Origin of the sequence: Qipengyuania qiaonensis (assembly GCF_019711515.1) — a bacterium.
Classification (GTDB): Bacteria; Pseudomonadota; Alphaproteobacteria; order Sphingomonadales; family Sphingomonadaceae; genus Qipengyuania; species Qipengyuania qiaonensis.
In genome coordinates, this window is record NZ_JAIGNO010000003.1 from 314,427 (window position 1) to 338,080 (window position 23,654).

Annotated in this window: 20 protein-coding genes and 2 tRNA genes; 16 read left to right on the plus strand and 6 right to left on the minus strand. The window is 61.9% G+C overall.

All coding sequences use genetic code 11. From position 1 onward, the window contains the following. Window positions 1-41: 41 nt before the first annotated feature. Both K3174_RS07280 and K3174_RS07285 read left to right on the plus strand, forming a co-directional pair. A tRNA-Thr gene (locus K3174_RS07280) sits at window positions 42-116 on the plus strand. A gap of 84 nt (window positions 117-200) precedes the next feature. After that, complete coding sequence (locus K3174_RS07285) at window positions 201-1,631, plus strand: DUF6538 domain-containing protein (protein WP_221557439.1); 1,431 nt, start codon at window positions 201-203, stop codon at window positions 1,629-1,631. Window positions 1,632-1,663: 32 nt separating this feature from the next. Here K3174_RS07285 and K3174_RS07290 read toward each other — a convergent pair whose 3' ends face one another. Beyond that, window positions 1,664-1,909: a helix-turn-helix domain-containing protein gene (locus tag K3174_RS07290; protein ID WP_221557441.1), complete on the minus strand. Its 246-nt coding sequence runs from the start codon at window positions 1,907-1,909 to the stop codon at window positions 1,664-1,666. 73 nt (window positions 1,910-1,982) lie between these two features. On the opposite strand from K3174_RS07290, the gene K3174_RS07295 reads away from it, so the two are divergent. Then, window positions 1,983-2,393, plus strand: a complete 411-nt coding sequence (locus tag K3174_RS07295) for a hypothetical protein (RefSeq protein WP_221557443.1) — start codon at window positions 1,983-1,985, stop codon at window positions 2,391-2,393. Between the two features lie 389 nt (window positions 2,394-2,782). Here K3174_RS07295 and K3174_RS07300 read toward each other — a convergent pair whose 3' ends face one another. From K3174_RS07300 to K3174_RS07310, 3 genes are all read right to left on the minus strand, one after another. After that, window positions 2,783-5,668 carry a class I SAM-dependent DNA methyltransferase gene (locus K3174_RS07300; protein WP_221557444.1) on the minus strand — a complete coding sequence of 962 codons (2,886 nt, stop codon included), beginning with the start codon at window positions 5,666-5,668 and terminating at the stop codon, window positions 2,783-2,785. A gap of 72 nt (window positions 5,669-5,740) precedes the next feature. Beyond that, window positions 5,741-6,442, minus strand: a complete 702-nt coding sequence (locus K3174_RS17095) for a recombinase family protein (protein WP_221557446.1) — start codon at window positions 6,440-6,442, stop codon at window positions 5,741-5,743. A 1,247-nt stretch (window positions 6,443-7,689) separates the two neighbouring features. After that, entirely contained in the window at window positions 7,690-8,586 is an 897-nt protein-coding gene (locus tag K3174_RS07310) for an SDR family oxidoreductase (RefSeq protein ID WP_221557448.1), read from the minus strand. Window positions 8,587-8,676: 90 nt separating this feature from the next. On the opposite strand from K3174_RS07310, the gene K3174_RS07315 reads away from it, so the two are divergent. Beyond that, on the plus strand, window positions 8,677-9,144 hold the full coding sequence (locus K3174_RS07315) for a PH domain-containing protein (RefSeq protein ID WP_221557450.1): 468 nt from the start codon (window positions 8,677-8,679) through the stop codon (window positions 9,142-9,144). Then, a complete protein-coding gene (locus K3174_RS07320; protein ID WP_221557452.1) occupies window positions 9,141-10,679 on the plus strand; it encodes a PH domain-containing protein in 1,539 nt (512 codons plus the stop codon). The genes K3174_RS07315 and K3174_RS07320 overlap by 4 nt, the downstream gene beginning before the upstream one ends. Here K3174_RS07320 and K3174_RS07325 read toward each other — a convergent pair. Further along, complete coding sequence (locus K3174_RS07325; RefSeq protein ID WP_221557454.1) at window positions 10,676-10,972, minus strand: GNAT family N-acetyltransferase; 297 nt, start codon at window positions 10,970-10,972, stop codon at window positions 10,676-10,678. The genes K3174_RS07320 and K3174_RS07325 overlap by 4 nt on opposite strands. 54 nt (window positions 10,973-11,026) lie before the next feature. Here K3174_RS07325 and K3174_RS07330 point away from each other — a divergent pair, with 54 nt between their 5' ends. Then, window positions 11,027-12,022, plus strand: coding sequence for a threonine aldolase family protein (locus tag K3174_RS07330; protein WP_221557655.1), 996 nt, complete (start codon window positions 11,027-11,029; stop codon window positions 12,020-12,022). Next, window positions 12,019-12,963 (plus strand): DMT family transporter, encoded by a 945-nt coding sequence (locus K3174_RS07335; protein WP_221557456.1) that lies wholly within the window; start codon window positions 12,019-12,021, stop codon window positions 12,961-12,963. Before K3174_RS07330 ends, K3174_RS07335 begins: the two co-directional genes overlap by 4 nt. On the opposite strand, the gene K3174_RS07340 is transcribed toward K3174_RS07335, so the two are convergent. Further along, window positions 12,947-13,732 (minus strand): Rossmann-fold NAD(P)-binding domain-containing protein, encoded by a 786-nt coding sequence (locus K3174_RS07340; RefSeq protein WP_221557458.1) that lies wholly within the window; start codon window positions 13,730-13,732, stop codon window positions 12,947-12,949. The genes K3174_RS07335 and K3174_RS07340 overlap by 17 nt on opposite strands. Window positions 13,733-13,949: 217 nt before the next feature. Here K3174_RS07340 and pepN point away from each other — a divergent pair, with 217 nt between their 5' ends. The 9 genes from pepN (at window position 13,950) to K3174_RS07385 (ending at window position 23,562) form a co-directional block, all read left to right on the plus strand. Next, complete coding sequence (pepN, locus tag K3174_RS07345) at window positions 13,950-16,601, plus strand: aminopeptidase N (protein ID WP_221557460.1); 2,652 nt, start codon at window positions 13,950-13,952, stop codon at window positions 16,599-16,601. 6 nt (window positions 16,602-16,607) lie between these two features. Continuing rightward, window positions 16,608-17,276 carry a peptidoglycan editing factor PgeF gene (pgeF, locus tag K3174_RS07350; protein ID WP_221557462.1) on the plus strand — a complete coding sequence of 223 codons (669 nt, stop codon included), beginning with the start codon at window positions 16,608-16,610 and terminating at the stop codon, window positions 17,274-17,276. A gap of 222 nt (window positions 17,277-17,498) precedes the next feature. Continuing rightward, a complete protein-coding gene (gene petA, locus K3174_RS07355; protein WP_221557464.1) occupies window positions 17,499-18,071 on the plus strand; it encodes a ubiquinol-cytochrome c reductase iron-sulfur subunit in 573 nt (190 codons plus the stop codon). A gap of 23 nt (window positions 18,072-18,094) precedes the next feature. Next, window positions 18,095-19,387: a cytochrome b gene (locus K3174_RS07360; RefSeq protein ID WP_221557466.1), complete on the plus strand. Its 1,293-nt coding sequence runs from the start codon at window positions 18,095-18,097 to the stop codon at window positions 19,385-19,387. A 19-nt stretch (window positions 19,388-19,406) separates the two neighbouring features. Further along, complete coding sequence (locus K3174_RS07365; RefSeq protein ID WP_221557468.1) at window positions 19,407-20,258, plus strand: cytochrome c1; 852 nt, start codon at window positions 19,407-19,409, stop codon at window positions 20,256-20,258. Window positions 20,259-20,335: 77 nt separating this feature from the next. Continuing rightward, window positions 20,336-20,866 (plus strand): adenine phosphoribosyltransferase, encoded by a 531-nt coding sequence (locus K3174_RS07370; RefSeq protein ID WP_221557476.1) that lies wholly within the window; start codon window positions 20,336-20,338, stop codon window positions 20,864-20,866. A gap of 103 nt (window positions 20,867-20,969) precedes the next feature. Continuing rightward, window positions 20,970-22,823: a cation:proton antiporter gene (locus K3174_RS07375; protein ID WP_221557478.1), complete on the plus strand. Its 1,854-nt coding sequence runs from the start codon at window positions 20,970-20,972 to the stop codon at window positions 22,821-22,823. Window position 22,824: 1 nt separating this feature from the next. Continuing rightward, window positions 22,825-23,442: an OmpA family protein gene (locus tag K3174_RS07380; protein WP_221557480.1), complete on the plus strand. Its 618-nt coding sequence runs from the start codon at window positions 22,825-22,827 to the stop codon at window positions 23,440-23,442. A 46-nt stretch (window positions 23,443-23,488) separates the two neighbouring features. Beyond that, window positions 23,489-23,562 (plus strand) — tRNA-Gly (locus K3174_RS07385). Window positions 23,563-23,654 lie beyond the last annotated feature (92 nt).

Genomic DNA, 23,654 nt, shown 5'->3' on the forward strand with positions numbered 1-23,654 from the left:
GCGCGCGCCTCCACTCCGCGAGGTTCTCGCGGCAGATCCGTGCTGCTGTAGCTCAGTGGTAGAGCGCACCCTTGGTAAGGGTGAGGCCGGGAGTTCAATCCTCCCCAGCAGCACCATTTTCCTCCTAGGAACGGCGGAAATCTGGCAGAAAATCGAGGCTTATTGGCATCTGGCTGTTACAATTGTAACGGAGAAATCCAATGTGCTCATATCTCGATCAGGTCGGATCAACCTACTATTTCCGCCGCGCCGTACCCCAAGACCTCATCGGCTTTTTCAAGACCCAGACGGGTAAAGCCCGGACGGATTGGAAATTCAGCCTACGAACCAAGGACCGGGAAACGGCGAAGCGTCTCCTGCGGCCCCACGAGGTTGAAACGGATGCGCTCATTGATGACGCCCGCCGGACCCTCGCTTCTGCCCGTGATGACGCCGGAGAGCGGATTGGGGGCGAAGGCGGGGGAGATGAGCGATCAGAAGCCCTCGCCGCGCTGGAGGCTGCGCAGCGCGCCAGACGGGAGGCTCGCAGGGAAGGACGTATCGAGGTCCACAAGCGCCTCCAGCTAAGCACAGCCGAAATGGACCCGCAGGACGCCGCATGGATTGATGTGCTGCGCGAGAAAGGCATCTCGCTGGAGATGCTCCGTGAGGCCACAGTGGGGCTCAGGGCGGGCAACAAGGCACTTGAGGCACAGCGGCAAGGCAGCGGCAAGGCCCTAAGCATTTTCGGCCTCTTCGACCGCTACGCCGCCTCGGGTTCCGCCAACCCGAACACGGCGCGCCGATGGCGCAACCGGGTTGAACAATTGGTGGAGCATCTGGGGCACGACGACGCGCGCCGAGTGACTCGGGCAGACCTGAACGGATGGACCGCCGCTCTGGTGGCAAAGGGTCTGGAAGGGAAAACTGTCCGGGATGGGTACCTGCCCGCCATCCGGGTCGCCTTTGCTGTGGCCTATGAGGATGGGGACATTCCCACCAACCCCGCTTCCGGATTGAAGGTGAGGGCGCCCAAGCCAACGAAGCTGCGGGAGCGCGAACTTACGGACGATGAGGCGGCCACGATCCTGCGGGGATCGCTGCAACCCCAGCCGAAGCGCCTGTCACCGGAGCACGCTTTGGCCCGCCGCTGGGTTCCTTGGCTTTGCGCCTACACGGGGGCGCGGGTCAGCGAAATAACGCAGCTACGAGCCACAGACATAACCAAAGCCGGAGACATTTGGCTAGTCCATATCACTCCGGAGGCAGGCGGAGTGAAAACCGGGGAGGCCCGGTTGGTACCGATCCATTCGCATCTATTGGACCAAGGCATTGCTCAGTTTGCGAAGACAGGTGACGAAGCGCCTCTGTTCTATCGGGAGGGTGCAGGGAGCGACTTGAACCCCGGCTACAAACTGCGAGCCAGCGACCTCGCCAAGTGGGTCCGGACCCTCGGTGTTGATGCGCCCGCACCGAACCACGGCTGGCGACACAGATTTAAGACGCAGGCCCGTATCGCTGAAATACCGGAATATCTTGCAGACAAAATACAGGGCCACGCCCCAGCGACAGAAGGTCGGAAATATGGTGGCTCGAACCTTTTGGTTCTCATGCGAAACGCTATCGAGAAGCTGCCGCGCTTCGATCTATGACGAACGCGGATCGCGCTCTTAGCGTGTGCTGATCAGATATTAGCTTTGACTAGAAGGGCGGCCACAGACATTCGAAGGGCCGCTGCGACGCGGGCGAGGTTTAGGAAGCTTACATTTCTTTCGCCACGTTCAATCTTACCCATGTGAGAGCGATCAATCTCAGAGGCGTCAGCGAGCGCCTCTTGTGAAAGCCCACATTCTAGCCTCGCCGCACGGATCGCCTTCCCCAATTTGAGAAGCTTTTCCTCGGGATCGGTCTTGGCGGACTTGCGCGGCACGCATTTTCAGTTGCGCCAGATGCACCCATAGGCCACGGTATTTACGACCCATTTCGGGTGTAGGGGAGCGCACGTGGGGATTTTCAGCAGGGTTACACGAAGGACGCCAGAGCCGGACATCGAGTTTGCCGCACGGGGATTCGTTCAGGTGGCCATAACGCGTCGCCATGCACCGCATTTGGATTTGCACAAGCTAGAGCGCGGATACGCAGCAGAGCTGCTGGAAGAAGGGTGCTCGCTGGAGCAGGCTTTGTCCGCTCGCTGGGGTGGAGCCTATGCTATTACGGCAAACCTGTCAGAGTTCGACGAAGCAATTGAGACCTTCAAGGATACCATGGCAGATGCGCTCGGCAGGCGGACTTTCAAAACGGCTGACGAGGCCAAAGTTGCCTATCAATCAGCGGCTGTCTTTTTGCTGGGCGTGGCGCATGCAGTTGACCCAAGGGAATACGGGAGATTTCTCGATTACATCGGAGCAAGGTAGGGGCGCACTTGTGTGGGTGCCTAGCAAGCTTTTTGTTGCTGATCGTAACTCGGGAAACCGTGCATGCTCCCTTGGCTTACCCTCTATCGCCCGTCCCATTTATGGGTCAACTAAATCCCGTGCGTCCTGCGAGTGTACATACTCCTGCTAGTCCATACGGCATTATTCAATTTCTACATCGTGGAGTGCAGGGGCTTCATTGGTTGCGTTGCCTTTGGCAGCCTAGTTTCTCCCCCCATGCCTCCCTGCGCCCCCATGGAACCCATGGTTTTTAAGGCAGGCGAACGGTTGTGTTATGACGGTATCAGATCAGGAAAACAAGGCAGGCTGGCCGCCCACGAAGCTGAGCCAGCAAGGCGATCTAGGTCACTGCGTGTGGTAGCTCCCAGCTACTTGCTAGCCCGATCCTGATTGAGCTGGAAAAGCCGGGCGAGGATTTCGTCGTCGGTGAGGGTGCCAGCGCGGAAGTCGTCGCCCCAGCCGTAGGCGTCGGCCACGGCCTCGTCCAAGGCCCGGTGGGCGTGGTCTAGCCATGCGGGGCGGACGTTGTAGAGGTTGGTGAGGGTGCGCTTCTTCAACTCCTGGGCGGCGGCCTCGTTCTTTGGCAGGAGGCGGTCGGGGTAACCGGGGACGACCTCGGGGACGCGCTCGATCAGGTCGGGCGGGTTGAGCCAGTTCTCGCGCAACTCGTTGAGCCGGGCCGCTGCGATGGCGATGGCCACCGCGCGGGGATCACCGGCATAATTGGCGGCTGGAATATCGGGCGTGAGACCTTCGGGAAAGGGGAAGGTCTCGAAGCCTTGGGTCGGCGTGTATTGGGGATCGTTGCCCACACCGTGCCAACCACCAAGCGCAAGCGACCAAACCTCGTGGAAGGACGAATGAAGCACGCCGAAGGCGCAGTCATCGTCCCGGCAGATAATGACCACGCGGCTGTCCGGTACGACGCGTCGCCCAGTCCAGACGAACAGTCTGTGCTTCGCCACGCGGGGAGTGAGGATAGCCCGACCGAGGCCGCTTACGGCCCGCTTGATCCCGGGCACCGTTTCGCCGTGTTGCCACCAGTACTGGCGGCGGCGTTCCCTGCGGTTCATATCGCGCACCGGCTTCACCACTTTGCGGACATATTCGAAGGGGGTTTCGTACAAACTGGCGTCAGTTTCCGTGCGCTCACCAAAGTCGATGATCCATCGGTCGCTAGGCCGACGGGTTATGTCGCTACCATTGAGTAGCGGCACGATTACCTTGGAGTTCTTGCTGCCATCAGGGTTGGACGGAAGGCCGAGCATTTCTCGTGCAAGCGCACCGTCAATGTCGAACGGCCCAACTTTCACCGGCCCCTGAAAGGCGACCTTGGCGTTAACTGGAAGCTGGGTCGCGGAAGTTAGGTCCACACCTCCCCGCTGTCCGGATAGGTCAGCATAGATTGCCTCAACCGGTTTGCCATCTAGCACCGCACCAGTATGCTGTTCACGGTCGAAGCAGAGCAATGACACTCTGACCGCTGCGCCTTCAACGGTCCACTCCTGATCGCCCCAAGCCTCGTATATCCGCCCGTGCTGCACGATGGGTTTGAGGACATCACGGTTGGTACCGCTACGGATTGAGTTCGTGGAAACCAGCCCGGCACGTTTCAGTTTGTGCGCAACCATTCGATCCCATGCACCTGCAAACCAGTAGCACACCAAGTCCGCCCCACCCGGCACCTGCGGCCAAGCCTTGCGGAGGGCGGTGGTGTACTCCTCCCCCAGTTCGGCGATCATCTTCTTGTTCCCGAGGAAAGGGGGGTTGCCGACGACGACATTGGCCTCTGGCCACCGGGCGCGTTCGCCGGTCACCACGTCCAACACGGCATCCCGGCACTCGATGTTGCCGAGGCTGCGGAGGATGGGATTGCGGGCGGCCTCGAAGCCGTTTCGGCGCATCCACTGGATTTCGCCAATCCAGACGGACACGCGGGCCAGCTCCGCCGCGTAGGGGTTCAGCTCGATGCCCAGAACGCTCTCTGGCCCGACCGCTGGGAACTCGCGCGAGCAACCCAGCGCCTCGGCCTCTAGGTTGGCGCGATGCTCCAAGTCTTTCAGGGCAAGCAGGGATAGGTACAGGAAGTTTCCCGAGCCGCAGGCAGGGTCAAGCACCCGGAACGTCCGCAGGCGCTCCACAAACCCTCTGAGCAGCTCCTGAGCCATGGCGAAGGCCCGGTCCCGCTTCGTCTTTTCCGCGCCTCGCAGGAGCTTCTCTGCGGTCTGTTGCGGGGCGTTGGCGACCAGCTCCTCGATCTGGCCCCGGATGGCCTCCCATTCGGCAGTGAGGGGCCGCTGGATGACCGGCCCCACGATCTGCATGATTTTGTCGCGGTCGGTGTAGTGCGCCCCGAGCTGGCTGCGCTTGTCGGGGTCCAGTCCGCGCTCGAACAGGGTGCCGAGTATCGAGGGGTCCACCTCTGACCAGTCCAGCGCGGCGGCGGCGATCAGGCTGTCGATGTCGTTCCGGTCGAGCGGCAGTGCGCTGTCGTCATCGAACAGGCCGCCGTTGAACCACTCCACTTTGGTGAAGCCCACCAGCCCGCCCGACTTCATGGCGGCGAACAGGGTGGCGGCGTGGCCCGCGAAGCTCTCCGGCTGGCTGCGGCTGGCCTTGAGCATCTCTGAGAACATATGCCCGGGCAGGAGGCCAACGTCCTCGGCGAACATACAGAACACCAGCCGGTTGACGAAGTGAGCGACGGTGTGGCCCTCGTGGCCACGGTCGCGCAGCCGCTGGGCGAGCCGTGCGAACTCCTCGGCAGCTTCCTCGGTGAGCATCTGCCGGGTCTTCGCCGGGCGCAGGCGCTCGGGGTCTTCAAAGGCGGCTCGCAACATCTCGCGCGTGGCCCCGTCGATCAGGTCGTCGAGTGCGAACTCGTGCACCTCCTGGACGGTGTTGGTCCAGTTGGTGTGCATGCGGAAGCGGTCCATGTCGGACACAATCAGGAGCGGCGGGTTCTCCAGCGCGATGGCGTATTGCTGGAGCTGGGCGAAAGCCTTGTTTAAGTCTTTCTTCTTGCCCTTGTACTCCCACGCGAAGCAGCCCTTGCGCCACACATCGGCCCAGCCCTCGCCGCCGCTGGTCTTGGTCGCACCTTTCTCGAAGGCGTACCACTCGCCCTTGGGGTCGGCCGTGATCGGATCATCGACCCCCAGTAATGCGCACAGGTCGTTGAAGTGGCTCTGCGATGCAGCGCGTTCGTTCAGTTGGGTGTTACGCCACTTGGCGATAAACTCTTGAGCCGTCATGCGAACGTCTTAGCGAAGATGGGAAGCCGCGAAAGTCCTTTGCCCATTGATTGCGCAATGGTGTGGAGCGCCTCAGTCAATGTTTTCGATTGAGGCGAGCACACGGCATACCTGTGTCGCTTGCCACTTGCCTCCGCGCGCTGTCCGTATGCCTTCTTCATTCAGTGCGCGGGCGATACCAGCCAAGCTAGTTGTTCCTCCGGACTGTATCTCCGCAATGGCCTGCCCAACGCGTCCGTTGAACTCCGCTGCCCTCGCCTGCCGCGCTACCATACCCAGCCGATGGTCAACGGGCATGCGGGCCTGTCCGTGCTTTTTGTGCTCCTTGCCGTACTCTCGCCACCCGCCCAGCTTCGTCCCCCTTGCTTTGGCTGCGGCCAGCGCCTCCTTTGTGCGCCTGCTGATAGCTTTGCGCTCATGCTGGGCCATCGCCGCCATGACATGGATAGTGAGTTCGTTGGCTTCCGGCATATCGGCGGCGACAAAGCTGACCCCCGCGTCCTGTAGCTGGGCTATGAAAGCCACGTTGCGGCTGAGTCGGTCAAGCTTCGCCACGAGGAGTGTGGCACCGGTGAGCTTGCACCTATTGAGCGCCTTGGTGAGTTCGGGACGTGCATCCTCCTTGCCGCTTTCCGTCTCGACATAGGTAGGGGTGAGCAACTTGTCCCCTTCGCGTAGGAATGCGTCAATGGCCGCTTGCTGGGCCTCCAACCCTAGGCCGCTTCGCCCCTGCTTGGCTGTCGATACACGAGCGTAAGCTACATAGTCGGTCACGAGGCACCTCTGTCAAAACGCGATGTTACGTTACCAACTATGCTCGTTGACAGAAATGTAAAGCTCAACCTTCGCGTGGCTCCGCGGGTGGGGCTACGGGGGGAAACGCGCGCGTCAAAGGTCATAGGTGGGGCCTCTTGCGAGCATTTTATTTTCAGGTCGGGGTTGCGCCGGTTCGACTCGGGGTTGGCCACGCATTTCCGCCAATTTGGCGAATCGGTCGGCAGTCTGGGGCGACGGTCAAAGGGCCATGCGCGTGCAGAATCGCACCGGCGAATCACTCAACTGTGGAAAAGGCGACTTTTCCCCTATTTCTTGCCCAAGGGGTTGTGACGCATCAGGGCCGAGGATTTCCGGCGAGTCGCCCTATCTGAAATTACGCCCGACGAAAGACAACCGGCGATAACTCCGGTATCCACAGGGTTATCCGCCTTGAACCGAGTGAACCGCGCATTCACCATGTTGATGGTTTGAGGCCGACGCGTCAGCAATGGCTGAAATCTAAGGGAAATGAGGAGGTCACCCGCACGGGCGGACCTCCCCATCCCGGAACAGAATGTGGCCCCTGTTACGGGTGCGCGATCCTGCCCTCTGTGCAAGCCATGCGTAGCATGGTTGAGATGGGACGCAAAGAACGTCGGGCCACCCTCACTATGAGGTTCGACATGTCCAAGGTCAGCGTACCCACGGGGAAGCGCGTGATCTGGCGTGCTTGGATTACGGTGAAGGGGAAGCGGGTTTACGCCCGTGAGCGCGGCATCTGTGCCTTTCCCATCATCTTAGACGAGTAAGCCAGATACAGCCTCCGCTGGTCATTGCACTTGGCTGGCGGAGGCCCCTTCCTACGCTCACGCTGATAGACATGTCCTCGACAAGAAAGGAACGGACATGGCCCGCAATAGAGTGCCAACGCAAACGTCCCACCGCAGTTCGCGGACCGGACGCTTCGTGACCGAGCAGTATGCTCACCGCCATCCTGCCACGACCGAGCGGGAACGCATCAAACATCCTGAACGGAAATGACACGGCGAGGCCCCTGCATGCGCGGGGGCCTCGTTATGCCTGATCTTGTAAAAACTGTTACAGCAGGCCATTACAACGGGAACAGCTACGCCAAAAGATACTGCGACTTTTCAACGCTTTAAGTGCGCGGGGTAAGAGTTCAATCCTCCCCAGCAGCACCATTTTTCGAAAAGCGATGTTTTTTTGGTGTCCGCATTGGCCTGCGCAGGTGCGCCATGCGAAGATCAGATGGTTCTCTCCGCCTTGTCCTTGGCATTCGTGCCCTTGATCATCGCGCGCATCGCTTCCCACTGCTCGTCGTCCATGTCCTTGAGCGCGCCGTAGAAGCTGCCGCCATGCGCCTTGTAACCGGCGCCGTCGATAGCGATGGTTTCGCCGTTGATCCATTCGGCACCCGGCCCCATCAGGAACACCGCGAGATTGGCGAGTTCGTGCATTTCGCCATGGCGGCCCATCGGGTTCATGTCGTCATGCGAATTCCCGCCGCGCCCGCCGGGCGACAGACGCGCGCTCATGCCGTCGGTGGGGAAGAGGCCCGGCGCGATGGCGTTGAAGCGCAGGCCGTAACGGCCCCATTCGACCGCCAGGCTCTGGGTCATCACGTTGAGACCCGCTTTGCTCATCGCGCTCGGCACCACAAAGGGGCCGCCGTTCCGGACCCAGGTCGTGAGGATGGAGAGGAAGCTGGCCTTGCGCCCTTCCTCGATCAGCCGCTTGCCGACATCGAGCGTCACGTAGAAGCTGCCGCGAAAGACGATATCGCTGATCGCGTTGAAGCCGTTTACCGACAGATCCTCGGTCCGGCTGATGAAATTGCCCGCGGCATTGTTGACTACCCCGGTCAGCGGCCCGTGCTGCCAGATCGTGTCGACCATGGTGCTGATCGCCTCCGGGTCGCGGATATCGCAGGCGTGGCCGATGATCTTTCCGCCATGCCGATCGGTTAGCTCACGGGCCGTTTCGTCGAGCTTGCCCTGCCGCCGCCCGCAGATATGCACTTCCGCGCCCAGCTTCAGAAATGCTTCCGCCATTTCTCTGCCAAGCCCGGTGCCGCCGCCGGTGACGAGGATGCGCTCGCCTTTCATCAGCCCATCGCGGTACATCAGCTTTGTAATATCCATCGCTCTCTCCCTTTGTCATCCGGGGGCATAGCGCAAGAGGCCCTCTAAACCAGATTGAATCGATGCGCTGTATTGCCTAGCTATGACGGCATGGACGCCGCCGACGATCTCATCCCGCTCGACCCTGCCTACAAATCCATGTTGCGCCTGCAGCTGGCGATCACGGGACTGGTGCTGCTGGTGCCCACGACCATTGCCGAAATCGCCATCCCCGGATGGACGGGCGCCGTGTGGATCCCGGCCCTGCTCGTCATCGCCTATGCGCTGATCCGCGTGCCGCTGCGGCGCTACCATGCCAGCAGCTATTCGCTCGTCGAGGAGCGGCTGCGGGTGGTTCGGGGGATCTTCTTCCGCGCAGATACCGTCGTGCCCTTCGGACGCGTACAGCATATCGATGTCGGCCAAGGGCCGCTCGAGCGCGCGTTCGGTCTCGCCACGCTTACCGTGCATACGGCGGGCACGCACAACGCCTCGGTTTCGCTGCCGGGGCTGCGCCACGCCGATGCGATTGCCATGCGCGAAGACATTCGCGCCGCGATCAGGCGCGACACGCGGTGAACCAGACGCCCGACACGATCCCGCGCCGGACCGACCCGCGCACGTTCGCCGTGCGCACCGTGGGGTTGCTGTCCCAACTCGTCCTGCCCCTTGTCGTAGGTGGCTTTGCCCTCCTCGACGACGGCGATTTCGACGACGCGATCGTTTATTTTCTGCCCTTTGTCCTGGTCGCCGTGGGCGCGAATATTCTCTTCGCCTATCTGCGCTGGTCACGCCTCACCTATACGGTTAGTGATGCCGATATCAGGGTTGAAAGCGGCGTCCTCTCGCGCGCCGCGCGCTCGGTACCCTACGAGCGCATTCAGGACGTCAGCCTAGAACAGAAGGTAGTGCCGCGGCTGTTCGGCCTGGTGGAGGTCAAGTTCGAAACCGGCGCGGGTGGAGGCGAAGATCTCAAGCTTGCCTATCTTCGGGAAAACGAGGGCGAGCGCCTGCGCGAACTGGTCCGTTCGCGGCGCGGAAGAATCGCGGTTGCCGCGTCGGACACGGACACAGACGAGGCGGAGAACGATGTCGACGCCCGTCTTCTGTATGCCATGTCGCGCAAGCGGGTGCTCACTTTCGGCCTGTTCGAGTTTTCGCTCGCCGTCGTCGCGGTGGTTGCGGGCCTTGCGCAGCAACTGGAATTCCTCCTGCCCTTCGAAGTCTGGGACTGGCGGGCCTGGCGCGAGCGATTGACCGGGCCCGGTCAATGGCTGGCGGGGCTCGGATTCCTGGCCCAGATCGTAGGCGGCGTTCTCGCTGTCGCGTCGCTGCTGCTCGTCGGCGTGGTGACCGGCGTCGTCCGTACCGTCCTGCGTGAATGGGGATTCCGGCTGGAGCGGACCGACAAGGGCCTGCGGCGCAGGCGCGGGCTGTTGACGCGAACCGATCTGGTCATGCCTGTCCACCGCGTGCAGGCGCTGCGGATAGGAACGGGCATCGTCAGGCGGCTGTTCGGCTGGCACTCGCTCAAACTGGTCAGCCTCGCCAGCGATAGTGGCTCGGCTAATCACGAGGCGGTTCCCTTCGCGCAGATGGATGAGATTGCCCCCGTCGTGGCGGAAACCGGATTCGAACTGCCGGGAGGAACGCAAGAATGGAGCCGCGCCGCACCCGCCTATCGGATCGACGGGTTCCTGCTCGGTCTTGCGGCAATGGCGGCGCTATCGATCGGCCTGTTCGTCGCCGATCGTGCCGCGTTCGCAATCCTGCCGATTCTGCTCGGCGGTGGCTGGTTCGGTCTCCACGAATACTTGCGCTGGCGCTGGGATCGGTATGCTATCGGGCCCGGCCAACTCTACGCCCGCCACGGCTGGTTTGCGCCGAGCCTGACCATTGCCTCGCGTGAGAAACTGCAATCGGTCGAAATCGTGCGCAACCCGCTGGCGCGCCTGCGCGGCTATGCCGATGTGCATTTCGGGCTGGCCGGCGGCCGCCTGCGGATGCGCGGTGTAGCGTTGGATGAGGCGCGGCACATCCGCGACGCCGTGGTGGACAGCATGGCGCAGCAGGACTTCTCCGATATAGTGGACCAGCAGCTACCCGCCGCCTAGGCGCGCAGATTCGCCCATTCCGGATGGCGGTCGAACTGTGCCGCGACATAGGAACAGCTCGGAACGATCCTGAACCCTTCGCTGCGCGCATCGTTCACGATGGCTTCCACCAGCTTTGCCGCGATACCCCGGCCGCGCATGTCGGGCGGGACCACCGTGTGTTCGGCATCGCGGGCTTCGCCGCGGACCGTCCATGTCAGCTTGCCTGCATAAGCGCCGGTGCCGTCGGTTGCGATGTACTCGCCCTTGGTGCCGCGATCCTCGCTGCGAATCGCTATTTCGGCAGTTTCCATCGTCGAACCTTTCCTTTCTGTGCAAGCAATGCGCCGATGGTTATGGGCGTTCCGATGCAGTTCCTCTCCGACAATGCCGCTGCGGTCCACCCGGCCGTCTGGGATGCCCTGAAAGCCGCGGATGGGCCCGATTCTCCCTATGATGGCGATGCGTTGAGCGCCGCACTCGACGGGAGATTTTCCGAACTGTTCGGCAAACCCTGCACGGTTCTCTGGGTCGCTACGGGCACCGCGGCCAACTGCCTTGCCCTGGCGACGATCGTCCAGCCCCACGGGGGCGTCGTCTGTCACCAAGAGGCGCATATCGAGGTCGACGAGGGCGGTGCGCCGGGTTTCTACCTGCACGGCGCAAAGCTGATGCTTGCTGGCGGACAGAGCGCGAAACTAACGCCCGCTGCGATCCTTGCCGCTATCGATCCGATCCGCGACGATGTGCATCAGGTGCAGCCGCATGCCATCGCGATCACCCAAGCGAGCGAATATGGCTGCAGCTATCGGCCCGATGAAATCGCGGCGATTGCCGATCTGGCCCGCGACAGGGGTCTCGCTTTGCACATGGATGGCGCACGCTTTGCCAATGCGGCGGCATTTCTGGGCTGCGCGCCGGCCGAAGCTGCGGGTCCGGTGGATACGCTCAGCTTCGGCTTCATCAAGAACGGAGCGATGAGTGCGGAGGCGATCGTGTTCTTCGATGCAGGGGCGGCCGATGTGGCGCGCTATCGCCGCAAGCGGGCGGGGCATCTCCAATCCAAGGGCCGCTATCTCGCCGCCCAGCTCCTGGCGATGCTCGATGGCGATCTGTGGCTGGACAATGCGCGCCACGCCAACTCCGCCGCGCAGGAAATCGGTTTGGCCTGCGCAGAGCGATTGATGCACCCGGTGGAGGCCAACGAAGTGTTTGTTCGCTGTAGCGCCGCCGAGCGCGAGGCACTGCGCGCGCAGGGTTTCGGCTTCTACGACTGGGGCGATGGCGCCGCACGTTTCGTAACCGCCTGGAACACACGCGCCGAAGATGCGTCGGCGCTCGCCCAAGCGATCGGCAATCTATGAGCGCGGCAAGCGAGGCGGAAAGCCTCTTCACTCCGAAAAATTTCGCGGCATTCCTGCTGGTCAGTGTAATCTGGGGCGGAACCTGGCTGGTGATCCGCGATCAGATCGCTAGCGTTCCGGCAGGCTGGTCGATCTCCTACCGGTTTATCGTCGCCGCGCTCGGCATGTTCGCGCTAGCCGCGCTGCGGCGCGAAAGCCTGATGCTCGGCCGGGGGGGATTGCGCTGGGCATTCCTGCTGGGTCTGTTCCAGTTCACCCTCAATTTTGTCTTCGTTTATAATGCGGAAGGCTACATCACCTCGGGTCTGGTTGCGGTCATGTTCGCCCTGCTGGTGGTGCCCAATGCGATTCTGGGACGGATTTTCCTCGGCCAGAAGATCACCGGGCCGTTTGTTGTGGGCTCGGCGATCGCCGCCATCGGCGTGGCACTGCTGTTCGCGCATGAATGGCGCTCCTCGCCCGCGACCTTGCAGCAAGTGCTGCTGGGCGCGGGGCTGACGGTTTGCGGCATAGTGTCGGCCAGCGCGGCCAATATAACGCAAGCGATGGAAGGGGCGAAGAAGCAGCCGTTTCTCGCTCTGCTGGCCTGGGCAATGACCGCAGGAGTCGTCATCAACAGCGCATTCGCACTGGCGACATCCGGCCTGCCGCAATTCGATCCGCGACCTTCCTACACGCTTGGCATTCTTTACCTCGGGCTTGCCGGTTCGGTAGTGACCTTCCCGCTCTATTACGGCCTCGTGCGCAAGGTCGGGGCGGGGCAGGCGGCCTACAGCTCGGTCGTCGTGCCGGTCGTGGCAATGGTACTGTCGACACTGTTCGAAGCGTTCGAATGGGGACCGCTTCCGATAGCTGGTGCCGCCATCACGCTGATCGGCATGGTCGTCGCGATGCGCGGCAGGGCAAGCGCACCCCCGCGCCGCGCTACTCCCGAGCCATGATGGCGGCGAGGCCTTCGCGATAGGTCGGATGGCGCGGCTTCCAGCCAAGCACCCGTTTGGCCTTGCCATTGGCGACACGGCGGTTCTCGGCATAGAACCCGCGCGCCATAGGTGACAGATCGGCTTCCTCCAGAGTTACAAGGGGCGGTGGTTCGACATCGAGCCGGCGACAAGCCTCCTCGATCACCGCATTCTGGCTCGCCGGCAGATCGTCGGACAGGTTGTAGGCGCCTGGCGGAACCGCCTGCTCGAACGCCGCGACCACGCCTGCGACGATATCGTCCACATGGACCCGGCTGAAAACCTGTCCGGGCAGGTCGATCCGGTGCGCCTTGCCTGCCTCGATCCGGTCGAAAGCGCTGCGTCCCGGGCCGTAAATCCCGGGCAGGCGGAATACCCGCGCACCCGCTTCCAGCCACCGCGCATCGCATTCGGCCCGCGCGCTTCGCCGCCCGCTGCCTGTAGGAGAAGCCTCGTCGACCCATGCGCCATCGGCATCGCCATAGACGCCGGTGGACGAGAGATAAGCGAGCATTCGTCCCTTCAGCGCGTCACCATAACGGTCCAGCACCGGATCGCTGCCATCGGCCGGGGGCGCGGAGCTCAGGACATGCGATGCCTGCGCAAGAGCGGCGGACACACCGTCCCGTTCGTCGAACCCGATATTCCCCGCGCTGCCCGTGGCCTCGACCTGCCAGCCGCGTCCTCGCATCGCATAGGCGATCCGCGATGCGGTATAACCGAGGCCGAAGATCAGCAGGCGGCTCATGCGCAGCGGGGACGCGGGCGTGTCGCCGCGTCGATGTCGAGAATGCCGCTGACGGCAAAAGGCAGGTTCGGCATGATGATCCTCCTTCCCGCTGCTGCGCGAGTGCCGCGAATCTGTCAATCGCGCGACGGTTGCGGCGCGGCGAGTGAACGCAAAGTCTCGACGGGCGTTGCAATGGGTGACAGAGCACTTCCGACCCAGAACCGACAGGACCTTCATGGATATTGCGCGCACTCCCGCCACGCCCGACGGCAATCCCGAAATGGCCGATGCGGCCGTCGAACCCAAGGCGCCGCCCGAAATCCGCCGCGAGGATTATGCGCCGTTTCCCTGGCTTGTGCCGACGATCCGGATGGAATTCGACCTCGGCCTGGAGAAGACCCGGGTCAGGACGACCATGGATGTCGAGCGCAATCCGGCTGCCGATGCCTCGCCGACGATCCGTTTGAATGGTGATGGCCTCCAGCCAGTCTCGCTGACCTGCGACGGGGGCGATTGCGCGGGCCATATGATGGATGGCGACGATCTGGTCATTACCTTGGAAGGCGATCGCCACACGATCGAGATCGTCACCGAAATCGACCCGTCCGGCAATTCGCAGCTGATGGGGCTCTACGCCTCGGGCGGCATGCTTTGCACCCAGTGCGAGGCAGAGGGTTTTCGTCGTATCGCCTTCTTCCCCGATCGCCCCGATGTACTGAGCACCTACACCGTGCGGATGAGCGGACCCAAGGCGCAGTTCCCGGTGCTGCTATGCAATGGGAACCGCACGGGCGAGGGTGAGGGCGGCGACACGCACTGGGCCGAATGGCACGATCCCTGGCCCAAGCCGTCCTATCTCTTCGCGCTGGTGGCGGGCGATCTCGTCGCCCGGACCGACAGCTTCACCACCATGGGCGGCCGCGAGGTGGAGCTCAACGTCTGGGTCCGCGAGGGCGATCTCGACCGGACCGAGCACGCGATGGAAAGCCTCAAGCGCTCGATGAAGTGGGACGAGGAAATATTCGGCCGCGAGTACGATCTCGACCTGTTCAACATCGTCGCCGTGTCCGATTTCAACATGGGGGCGATGGAGAACAAGGGCCTCAACATCTTCAACACCAAATATGTCCTTGCCGACCCCGACACCGCCACCGACGGCGATTATGACGGTATCGAGGGGGTAATCGGTCACGAATATTTCCACAACTGGTCGGGTAACCGCATCACCTGCCGCGATTGGTTCCAGTTGAGCCTCAAGGAAGGCTTCACGGTACTACGCGACCAGTTGTTCAGCGCCGATATGGGCAGCGCACCGGTCAAGCGGATCGAGGACGTGCGCGTGCTGCGGGGGGTACAGTTTCCCGAGGATTCAGGTCCGTTGGCGCATCCCATTCGGCCCGATTCCTATCGTGAGATCAGTAACTTCTATACCAGTACGGTGTACAACAAGGGCGCAGAAGTCATACGCATGATGCGCAGCATGGCTGGAGAGGAGCTGTTCCGGAAAGGCACCGATCTCTATTTCGATCGCCATGACGGCGAAGCGGCGACCTGCGAGGATTTCGTAAAGGCGATCGAGGACGGCACGGGGCTGGACCTAGTCCGGTTTCGCCGATGGTATGCGCAGGCCGGAACGCCGAAGGTAGTACTTAAGCTCGAGCATGAGGGAGAGACCGCGAAGATCAGGCTCGCGCAGACGGTTCCGGCGACTCCGGGCCAACCCGTCAAGGAACCCATGCCGATCCCGCTCAAGCTGGCCTTGTTCGATCGCTCCACGGGAAAGCATGGCGGTGAAGAACTCGTCGTGCTGGGCGAGGAAAGCGCGGAATTCGCCTTCGACGGTTTTGCCGAAAAGCCGGTCCTTTCGATCAATCGCACCTTTTCCGCGCCTGTCTCGATCGAGCGCGCCGTACCGCGTGAGGATCTCGTTTTCCTGGCGGCGCGAGACGATGACCCGTTTGCGCGCTATGAGGCGATGCAGGAACTGATGACCGGCTATCTCGTCGCGGCGGTCTCCGGCGATCTTGGCGAAAATGAGCGTGAGGCCGCCCGCGCCGATATCGCCCGCGCACTGGAGGCCGTGATCGAGGACGATCGACTCGACGACCTCATGCGTGGCGAACTGATGATGATGCCCAGTCACAGCTATATCGCCGAACAGATGCTCGTTGCCGAACCGGGTCGTATCCATGCCGAGAGGGAAGCGTTGAAGGCCGATCTGGGTGCGCGGCTCGCATCGCCGTTCCATGCGCTGTACGATCGTGCCGCGAAGATAGAGTTTTCGCTTGGTGCTGAAGCAAAGGGTGCGCGCAAAGTCAAAACGCTGATACTCGGCTACGCTGCCGCCAGCGATCCGGCAAAGGCCGTAGAACTTGCGGCCTGGCAATACGATCGCGCCGACAACATGACCGATCGTCAGGGTGCGCTGATGGTACTGGCTGGCCTCGACAGCGTAGAGCGCACCGACAAATTGCTCGATTTCTACAATCGTTATCGAGGCAACGCGCTGGTCATCGACAAATGGTTCGCGCTTCAAGCGAGTTCTCTGCATCCACAGGTGATCGAGCACGTCAAGGCGCTGAGCGAACATGCCGACTTCACACTGAAGAATCCCAACCGGGTGCGCTCGCTCTATATGGCTTTCGCCGCCAACCCCCACGGCTTCCATGCCGCCGACGGGGAGGGGTACGACTTGATCGCAGATCTGATCCTGGAACTCGATCCGATCAACGCGCAGACGGCTGCACGCTCCGTTCCTCCGCTAGGACGCTGGAGGCGGATTGAGCCAGGACGGGCCAGGCTGATGCGCGAAGCTCTCGATCGGATCGCTGCAGCCCCCCGGCTGTCGCGCGACACATTCGAGCAGGTAACCCGCTCGCTGGGTTAGGTCGTCATGGGGGATCATCTGCAAGCGCGCGTTTTGGAGGGCCTGCCACACGGTTTCTCGACCGCGCGGGAACCGGATCTCGCGGCCATTTTGCCGGGTGCCGAACTGGTCAGGGTCAAGCAGGTCCACGGCCGAGCCGTCGTCGAGGCGACAAAGGCGAGAGATGCTCTTCTCGAGGCCGACGGGATCGTGAGCGCCCGCACGGGTCTGTTGCTCGGCATTGTCACCGCCGATTGTGCACCGGTGCTGTTCGCCGACCCGGTCGCGGGTGTGGTGGGGGCGGCGCATGCGGGCTGGCGCGGTGCACTTGGCGGTGTTCTCGAGGAAACGGTCACGGCCATGATCGCTCTTGGAGCTCAGCCAGAGAATATCGGTGCCGCGATCGGTCCTACGATCTCCCAGCCCAGTTATGAAGTAGACCAGGCTTTCGAGCGACAGTTCGCTGAAACGGATTCGCACTTCTTCGCGGCCGGTCGCGAGGGGCATCTGCAATTCGATCTCCCCGCCTATGTCGTACATCGTTTGAGCAAAGTTGGGGTGAGCCGGGTCGAGGATCTCGCCGAGGATACCTACTCGCAACCGGGGCGATTTCACTCTTACCGCCGCGCCACACATCGCGGGGAAACGACGAACGGGCGCCAGCTCAGCGTAATAGGGCTTCCCGCCAGCGGCTGAGGCGTGTGCTGCATTTCGAAGCCCAAGCGTGCCAAAAGGCGGTTGGCAACCAGTCGCATAGCGGCTAGAGGCGCCACCAAACCGGCACACCGGGGGCTGTCGCGCACGTATCGCATATTCGGGCGCACCGGCTTTCCGAGAGGGCGGGTACTGGATTCGCACAAGGCGCCGAAACCCGTCCGGGTGGAGGCGCACTACCAAGGCAGGCAAGGCAAAGCGCTGATGGCAGACACCGCTGCAACCGCAACTCCCGAAACGACCGGCGTGGCCGATGACGGCATCCGCCGCCGGGATTTTCTCGACATCGCCGCAGTCAGTGCCGCAGGCATCGGCGGCCTGGCGGTGATCTACCCGCTGATCAGCCAGATGGCGCCGTCGAAGGATGTTCTCGCCGCCAGTTCGACCGAGGTCGACGTTTCGGCGATTCAGCCGGGGCAGGCGATCAAGGCGATCTTCCGCAAACAGCCGCTGTTTGTGCGCCGCCTGACACCAGCTGAGATCCAGGCCGCCAACGCCGTCAGCACCGGTTCGCTGCGCGATCCGCAAACCTTGGCCGAACGAACCAAGGAAGGTCATGAGGATATGCTCGTGACGATGGGTGTCTGCACCCACCTTGGCTGTGTCCCTCTGGGCGCCGCGGAAGGCGAGGTGAAGGGCGAGTTTGGCGGCTATTTCTGCCCCTGCCACGGTTCGCATTATGATACCGCCGGCCGCATCCGCAAAGGCCCGGCGCCGACCAATCTCGAAGTGCCCGAATACGAGTTCACTTCTGACACCGTCATTCAGGTCGGCTGAGCTTAGAGAGAAGAGACGATACGATGAGCTTTCCCTGGGCCAAGGAATATACCCCGACCAACGGGGTCATGAAGTTCCTCGACGAGAAGCTGCCACTGCCGCGCCTCGTCTACAACGCCGTCGGCGCGGGCTACCCGGTACCTCGCAATCTGAGCTATTTCTGGAATTTCGGCGTTCTCGCCGGCTTCTTCCTCGTGCTGCAGATTGTCACCGGTGTGGTCTTGGCAATGCATTATGCCGCCAATGCGCAGGTCGCCTTTGCGACGACCGAACACATCATGCGCGATGTCAATTGGGGCTGGCTGATGCGCTATGCGCACGCGAACGGCGCCAGCTTCTTCTTCATCGTCGTCTACCTGCATATTTTCCGCGGCCTCTTCTTTTCGTCGTACAAGGCGCCGCGTGAGATGATCTGGCTGCTCGGCGTCGTCATCTTCCTGCTGATGATGGCGACCGCGTTCATGGGCTATGTTCTGCCCTGGGGCCAGATGAGCTTCTGGGGTGCCAAGGTGATCACCGGCCTGTTCGGGGCAATCCCAGTAATCGGGGAACCGATCCAGATCTGGCTGCTCGGCGGCTTCGCCCCGGACAACGCCGCGCTGAACCGTTTCTTCAGCCTGCACTTCCTGCTGCCCTTCGTGATCGCGGGCGTCGTGATCCTGCATATCTGGGCGCTCCATATCCCGGGTTCGTCGAACCCGACCGGCGTCGAGGTGAAGAGCGAAAGCGATACGCTACCCTTCCATCCTTATTACACGGCGAAGGATGGTTTCGGGCTCGGCGTCGCGCTCATCCTGTTCTTTGCGATGGTGTTCTTCCTGCCGAATGCTCTGGGCCACCCCGACAACTATATCGAGGCGAACCCTCTCTCGACACCTGCACACATCGTGCCCGAATGGTACTTCTGGCCGTTCTACGCGATCCTGCGCGCCTTTACCGTCGACTTCCTGTTCATTCCGGCAAAGCTGATGGGCGTGATCGCGATGTTTGGGTCGATCCTGATCTGGTTCTTCCTGCCCTGGCTCGACAAGTCGCCGGTGCGCAGCGGCCATTATCGCCCGCTGTTCCGCAAGTTCTTCTACGTCTTGCTCATCTGCATGGCGGTGTTGTTCTACTGCGGCGGTGCTCCTGCTGAAGAGCCTTTCGTGATGATGAGCCAGATCGCGACGGCTTACTACTTCCTCCACTTCCTGGTGATCCTTCCGATCGTCAGCCAGATCGAGAAGCCTCAACCGCTGCCCTATTCGATCACCGAAGCCGTTCTGGGCTCGGACGAGAAGGCAGTGCTTGGCGAAAACGCCAAAGCGGCGGCCTAAGCGAGTACGAGAAAAAGACATGACCAAGCTTCTCAGCATCCGCCTCGTCGCGATACTCGTCGGCCTCGGTTTCACAGTTGTTGCGCTCTATTCCTTCGTCGTCGGCGCCTATGCTGCGATCACCGAAGAAGCGCCCGGCCACCTGCCCTACGAAGAGCCGCGCGACATCGCCTACTCTTTCGATGGCCCTTTCGGTAAGTGGGACGTTCAGCAGCTGCAGCGCGGCTTCAAGGTCTACAACGAAGTTTGTTCTGCTTGCCACAGCCTTAAATATGTCGCCTTCCGCGACCTCGAACAGATTGGTTACGATGAAGGCCAGGTGAAAGCCTTCGCCGCGTCCAAGCAAGTCCCGGGCATCGACCCGAACACGGGCGAGGCAACCACGCGTCCGGGCCTGCCGACCGATTACTTCCCCTCGCCCTACCCAAACAATGTCGCGGCGGCAGCGGCGAACAACAACGCCATTCCGCCAGACCTCTCGCTGATGACCAAGGCGCGGCATGACGGTACGAACTATGTTGCGTCACTGCTTGCGGGATATGCCGAACCCAGTGCGGAACTGCTTGAAGAGCATCCGGAAGCGGCTCCGGGGCCGGGGTTGCACCACAACCCCTATTTCCCGAACCTGAATCTCGCGATGGCTCCCCCGTTGGCGATGACCGGGCAGGTGACATATGACGACGGCACGGAAGCCACGGTCCAGCAAATGTCCGAAGACGTTGCCGCCTTCCTGACCTGGACTGCCGAGCCGACGCTGGTGAAGCGCAAACAGACCGGCTGGCCGGTGCTGATTTTCCTGCTGTTCGCAACCGTTCTCGCATATCTGTCGAAGAACCAGATCTGGGCAGCGGCAAAACGCAAGAACGGCTGAGCAGCCGGTTCGAAGCGAATGATTAGCGCCCCTTGCGTCCCAGCGATGCAAGGGGCGTTCTGATTCCGGGAGAAGGCATGACACCCGACGATCTCAAGGCGCTGATCCGGACGATCCCGGATTTCCCCAAAGCGGGCATACAGTTCCGTGACATCACCACCCTGCTCGGCCACGGTCCCGGCTTCGCGGCCTCCGTCCGATGGCTGGCGGGCGAGGTGGAGGGTGTAGAGGCCATCGCCGGCATGGAGGCACGGGGCTTTATCTTCGGAGCTGCGGTCGCGGCCCGTCTCGGTCTGCCGTTCCTGCCGATCCGCAAGCCGGGTAAACTGCCCTGCGAAGTGATCGGAGTGGATTACGAACTCGAATATGGCGTCGATCGGCTGGAAATGGACCCGACCGCAATCGCGCGGGGGCAGAACGTGGCAATCGTCGATGATCTTCTCGCCACCGGTGGGACCGCGCTCGCAGCCACCGAACTTCTGCGAAAGGCGGGTGCGGCAGTGGGGCGGGCGGCCTTCGTGATCGATCTCCCGGATTTGGGTGGGAGCGCCAGACTAGCTGCTCAATCGGTCGATGTGCGGACGTTGATGGACTTCGACGGCGACTGATCTTTCCGAAAGCGCTGGAGATATCGGCGGTGTCGGGCATTGATTGGATTAGTGCCCAAGGGGGTGTACTGACCCGCGACCAATCGCTTAGTCAGAGAGGGGCATGGAACAGTCACTAGTTATCGCAATGGTTGGCATGCTGGGCATAGGCGCCCAGTGGCTGGCCTGGCGCACGGGGTGGCCCGCGATTGTCCTGATGCTGGCGGCTGGCTTTCTCGCCGGACCTATTCTCGGCTTGTTCGATCCCGAACACGCGTTCGGCGACCTGCTCGAACCGATGATCGCAATCGGTGTTGCCCTGATCCTGTTCGAAGGCGGTTTGAGCCTCGACTTCCGCGAATTGCGTCACGCCGGGGAGGGCGTGTGGCGCCTCGTTCTGCTCGGTGGGCCGATCGCTTGGGTGCTGGGTGCCTTTGCCGCCCACTCGATCGGCGGCCTTGAATGGCCCGTGGCCATCCTTTTCGCCGGCATTCTCGTGGTAACGGGGCCAACGGTCGTGATGCCACTATTGCGGCAATCCTCGATCAAGGCGCGCCCCGCAGCGATCCTTAAATGGGAAGCCATCGTCAACGATCCGATCGGGGCATTGTTCGCAGTCGTCGCCTACGAGTATTTCCGTGCAGTGGCGCAATCGCCCGGATCGAGCCTGTTCGAAGTCGTCCCGCCGCTTATCTTCGCGGCCATTCTTGCCGGTCTGATCGGCTATGTTGCAGCGGCTGCCGTAGCTTGGGCGTTCCCGCGTGGAACGGTGCCCGAATTCCTCAAGGTGCCGGTCCTGCTCACCGCTGTGATCGTCGTGTTTGTTCTGTCCAACCAGATCGAGCACGAAGCCGGACTGGTCGCAGTGACCGTCATGGGCGTGGCGCTTGCGAACATGAATGTCTCTTCTCTGCGTAGCATCCATCCTTTCAAGCAGAACATCGCCGTGATTTTGATCTCGGGCATATTCATCCTGTTGTCTTCCAGCCTGAAATTCGAAGAGCTTGCCTATCTCAACTGGAACTTCGCGCTGTTCCTGCTTGCGCTGCTGTTCTTGGTCCGGCCTGGCACGATATTGCTCAGCCTGCTCGGTAGTTCGGTGCCATGGAACGAGCGGCTGTTCCTGTCATGGATCGCCCCGCGAGGTATCGTCCTCGTGGCTATCTCGGGCCTGTTCGCGCTGCGGCTCGAGGAAATCGGTTATGACGGCACGGCACTGATCGGCCTCAGCTTCGCCGTGGTGGTCGCAACCATAGTCGCGCATGGCTTTACCATCGATCTCGTGGCCCGCCTGCTCAAACTCAAAGGAAGCAGCCGCCCCGGCATCCTGATCGTCGGCAGTACACCGTGGACTATCTCGCTTGCCATGATGATGAAGGAGCTCAAGACGCCGGTCATGGTCGTCGATGCCAGTTGGCAGCGGCTTGCGCTGGCGCGACAGAAGGGCTTGCCTTTCTACCATGGCGAGATCCTCAACGAGGCGACCGAACACAATCTTGACCTTGCGCCCTATGCGGTCCTCGTGGCGGCAACCGAGAACGAAGCCTATAACGCGCTTGTGTGTAACGAGTTTGCTTACGAAATCGGGCGCGACACGGTCTTTCAGCTCGGCAATGCGGTCGACGAGGACGACAAGCATGCGCTCCCCAGCAGCATCCGTGGCCGTGCCCTGTTCGAGAGCGGTTTCGGCGTGGAGGATGTCAACGAACGGCTCGCGCGCGGCTGGGTGTTCCGCAAGACCAAGCTGTCGGAAGAGTTCGATTTCGACGCGGCCCGGGAGCGCCTGTCCGATGCGGCATCGATGCTCCTGTTGGTGCGCGACAACGGGACGATTCGTTTCTTCACACATGCGGCAAAGCCGGAACCGCGGGCGGGGGATGTTATCGTAAGCTTCGCGCCGCCGCAGGAACGCAGCGCACAGGATGCTGCCGCCAAACGAGATCGCAAACGAAACAAGACCGCCGACCAGGGGGCATGAAATGAACAACCCGATCCGTACCTCGCTCGCCATTGTCGCATTGTCACTTGCCTCGGGTGCATGTGAAGATCGACGCAGCTCATCTTCATCGCAGGATGATGTCGCGGTGGAGAAGCGGTCGATCTTCCGCCCCGAGTTCCAGGTAGAGCCGATTGAGGAGCTGCGCCCATCCGGTTCGCTCGAAACGCGAATTCTCTTTCCCGAAGGCGCCGAACTGACAGAGGACGCGCGTGCCGAACTCGCTACCGTGCTGGCTTCTCCGCAAATTGCCGCGGGCTATACGATTGTCCTGCGCGGACACAGCGACAGTGGCGGGAACGACGAAGTCAATATGCGCGTCTCGTTGGCGCGGGCGGAAGCGGTGCGCGACTGGCTGGTGGAGAACGGCGTTGCGCCAGACCGCATTTCGGTGATTGCGTTCGGCGAGCAAAATCCGGCTTCGCCCAACGCCCTGCCGGACGGTTCCCCCGATGAGGATGGCAGGGCTGTAAATCGCCGGGTCGAGATCGAAGTTCGCAGCTTCGATCAGGCCGCGCGGGACAGCAGGCCGACTTTGGCTGAGAGCTTGGCTACTACGAGGCAGGAGGAAGAAACTGAAGATAACGCGCAAACGCAATAGCGTGTTGACGGCGGCGCAGCTTCGGTGGCATTGGCGCTCCACCCGGGCGGGTATAGCATAGTGGTAATGCTCCAGCCTTCCAAGCTGGCTAGAGGGGTTCGATTCCCCTTACCCGCTCCATTCTCTCCAGTTAAAATTGGGCGCACTTCCGTGGGAGGACGACCTAATCCTGTGTCGGAAAGTCGACGCACGTCCAAGGCCGGATGCACGGC

Coding starts and splice junctions, on each gene's coding strand:
- K3174_RS07380 (WP_221557480.1), top strand. CDS start 22,825: ATGAACAACCCGATCCGTACCTCGCTCGCCATTGTCGCATTGTCACTT.
- K3174_RS07310 (WP_221557448.1), bottom strand. CDS start 8,586: ATGGATATTACAAAGCTGATGTACCGCGATGGGCTGATGAAAGGCGAG.
- K3174_RS07340 (WP_221557458.1), bottom strand. CDS start 13,732: ATGAGCCGCCTGCTGATCTTCGGCCTCGGTTATACCGCATCGCGGATC.
- petA (WP_221557464.1), top strand. CDS start 17,499: ATGGCAGACACCGCTGCAACCGCAACTCCCGAAACGACCGGCGTGGCC.
- K3174_RS07375 (WP_221557478.1), top strand. CDS start 20,970: ATGGAACAGTCACTAGTTATCGCAATGGTTGGCATGCTGGGCATAGGC.
- K3174_RS07360 (WP_221557466.1), top strand. CDS start 18,095: ATGAGCTTTCCCTGGGCCAAGGAATATACCCCGACCAACGGGGTCATG.
- K3174_RS07285 (WP_221557439.1), top strand. CDS start 201: ATGTGCTCATATCTCGATCAGGTCGGATCAACCTACTATTTCCGCCGC.
- K3174_RS07335 (WP_221557456.1), top strand. CDS start 12,019: ATGAGCGCGGCAAGCGAGGCGGAAAGCCTCTTCACTCCGAAAAATTTC.
- K3174_RS07315 (WP_221557450.1), top strand. CDS start 8,677: ATGGACGCCGCCGACGATCTCATCCCGCTCGACCCTGCCTACAAATCC.
- K3174_RS07370 (WP_221557476.1), top strand. CDS start 20,336: ATGACACCCGACGATCTCAAGGCGCTGATCCGGACGATCCCGGATTTC.
- K3174_RS07330 (WP_221557655.1), top strand. CDS start 11,027: ATGCAGTTCCTCTCCGACAATGCCGCTGCGGTCCACCCGGCCGTCTGG.
- pgeF (WP_221557462.1), top strand. CDS start 16,608: ATGGGGGATCATCTGCAAGCGCGCGTTTTGGAGGGCCTGCCACACGGT.
- K3174_RS07365 (WP_221557468.1), top strand. CDS start 19,407: ATGACCAAGCTTCTCAGCATCCGCCTCGTCGCGATACTCGTCGGCCTC.
- pepN (WP_221557460.1), top strand. CDS start 13,950: ATGGATATTGCGCGCACTCCCGCCACGCCCGACGGCAATCCCGAAATG.
- K3174_RS07325 (WP_221557454.1), bottom strand. CDS start 10,972: ATGGAAACTGCCGAAATAGCGATTCGCAGCGAGGATCGCGGCACCAAG.
- K3174_RS07300 (WP_221557444.1), bottom strand. CDS start 5,668: ATGACGGCTCAAGAGTTTATCGCCAAGTGGCGTAACACCCAACTGAAC.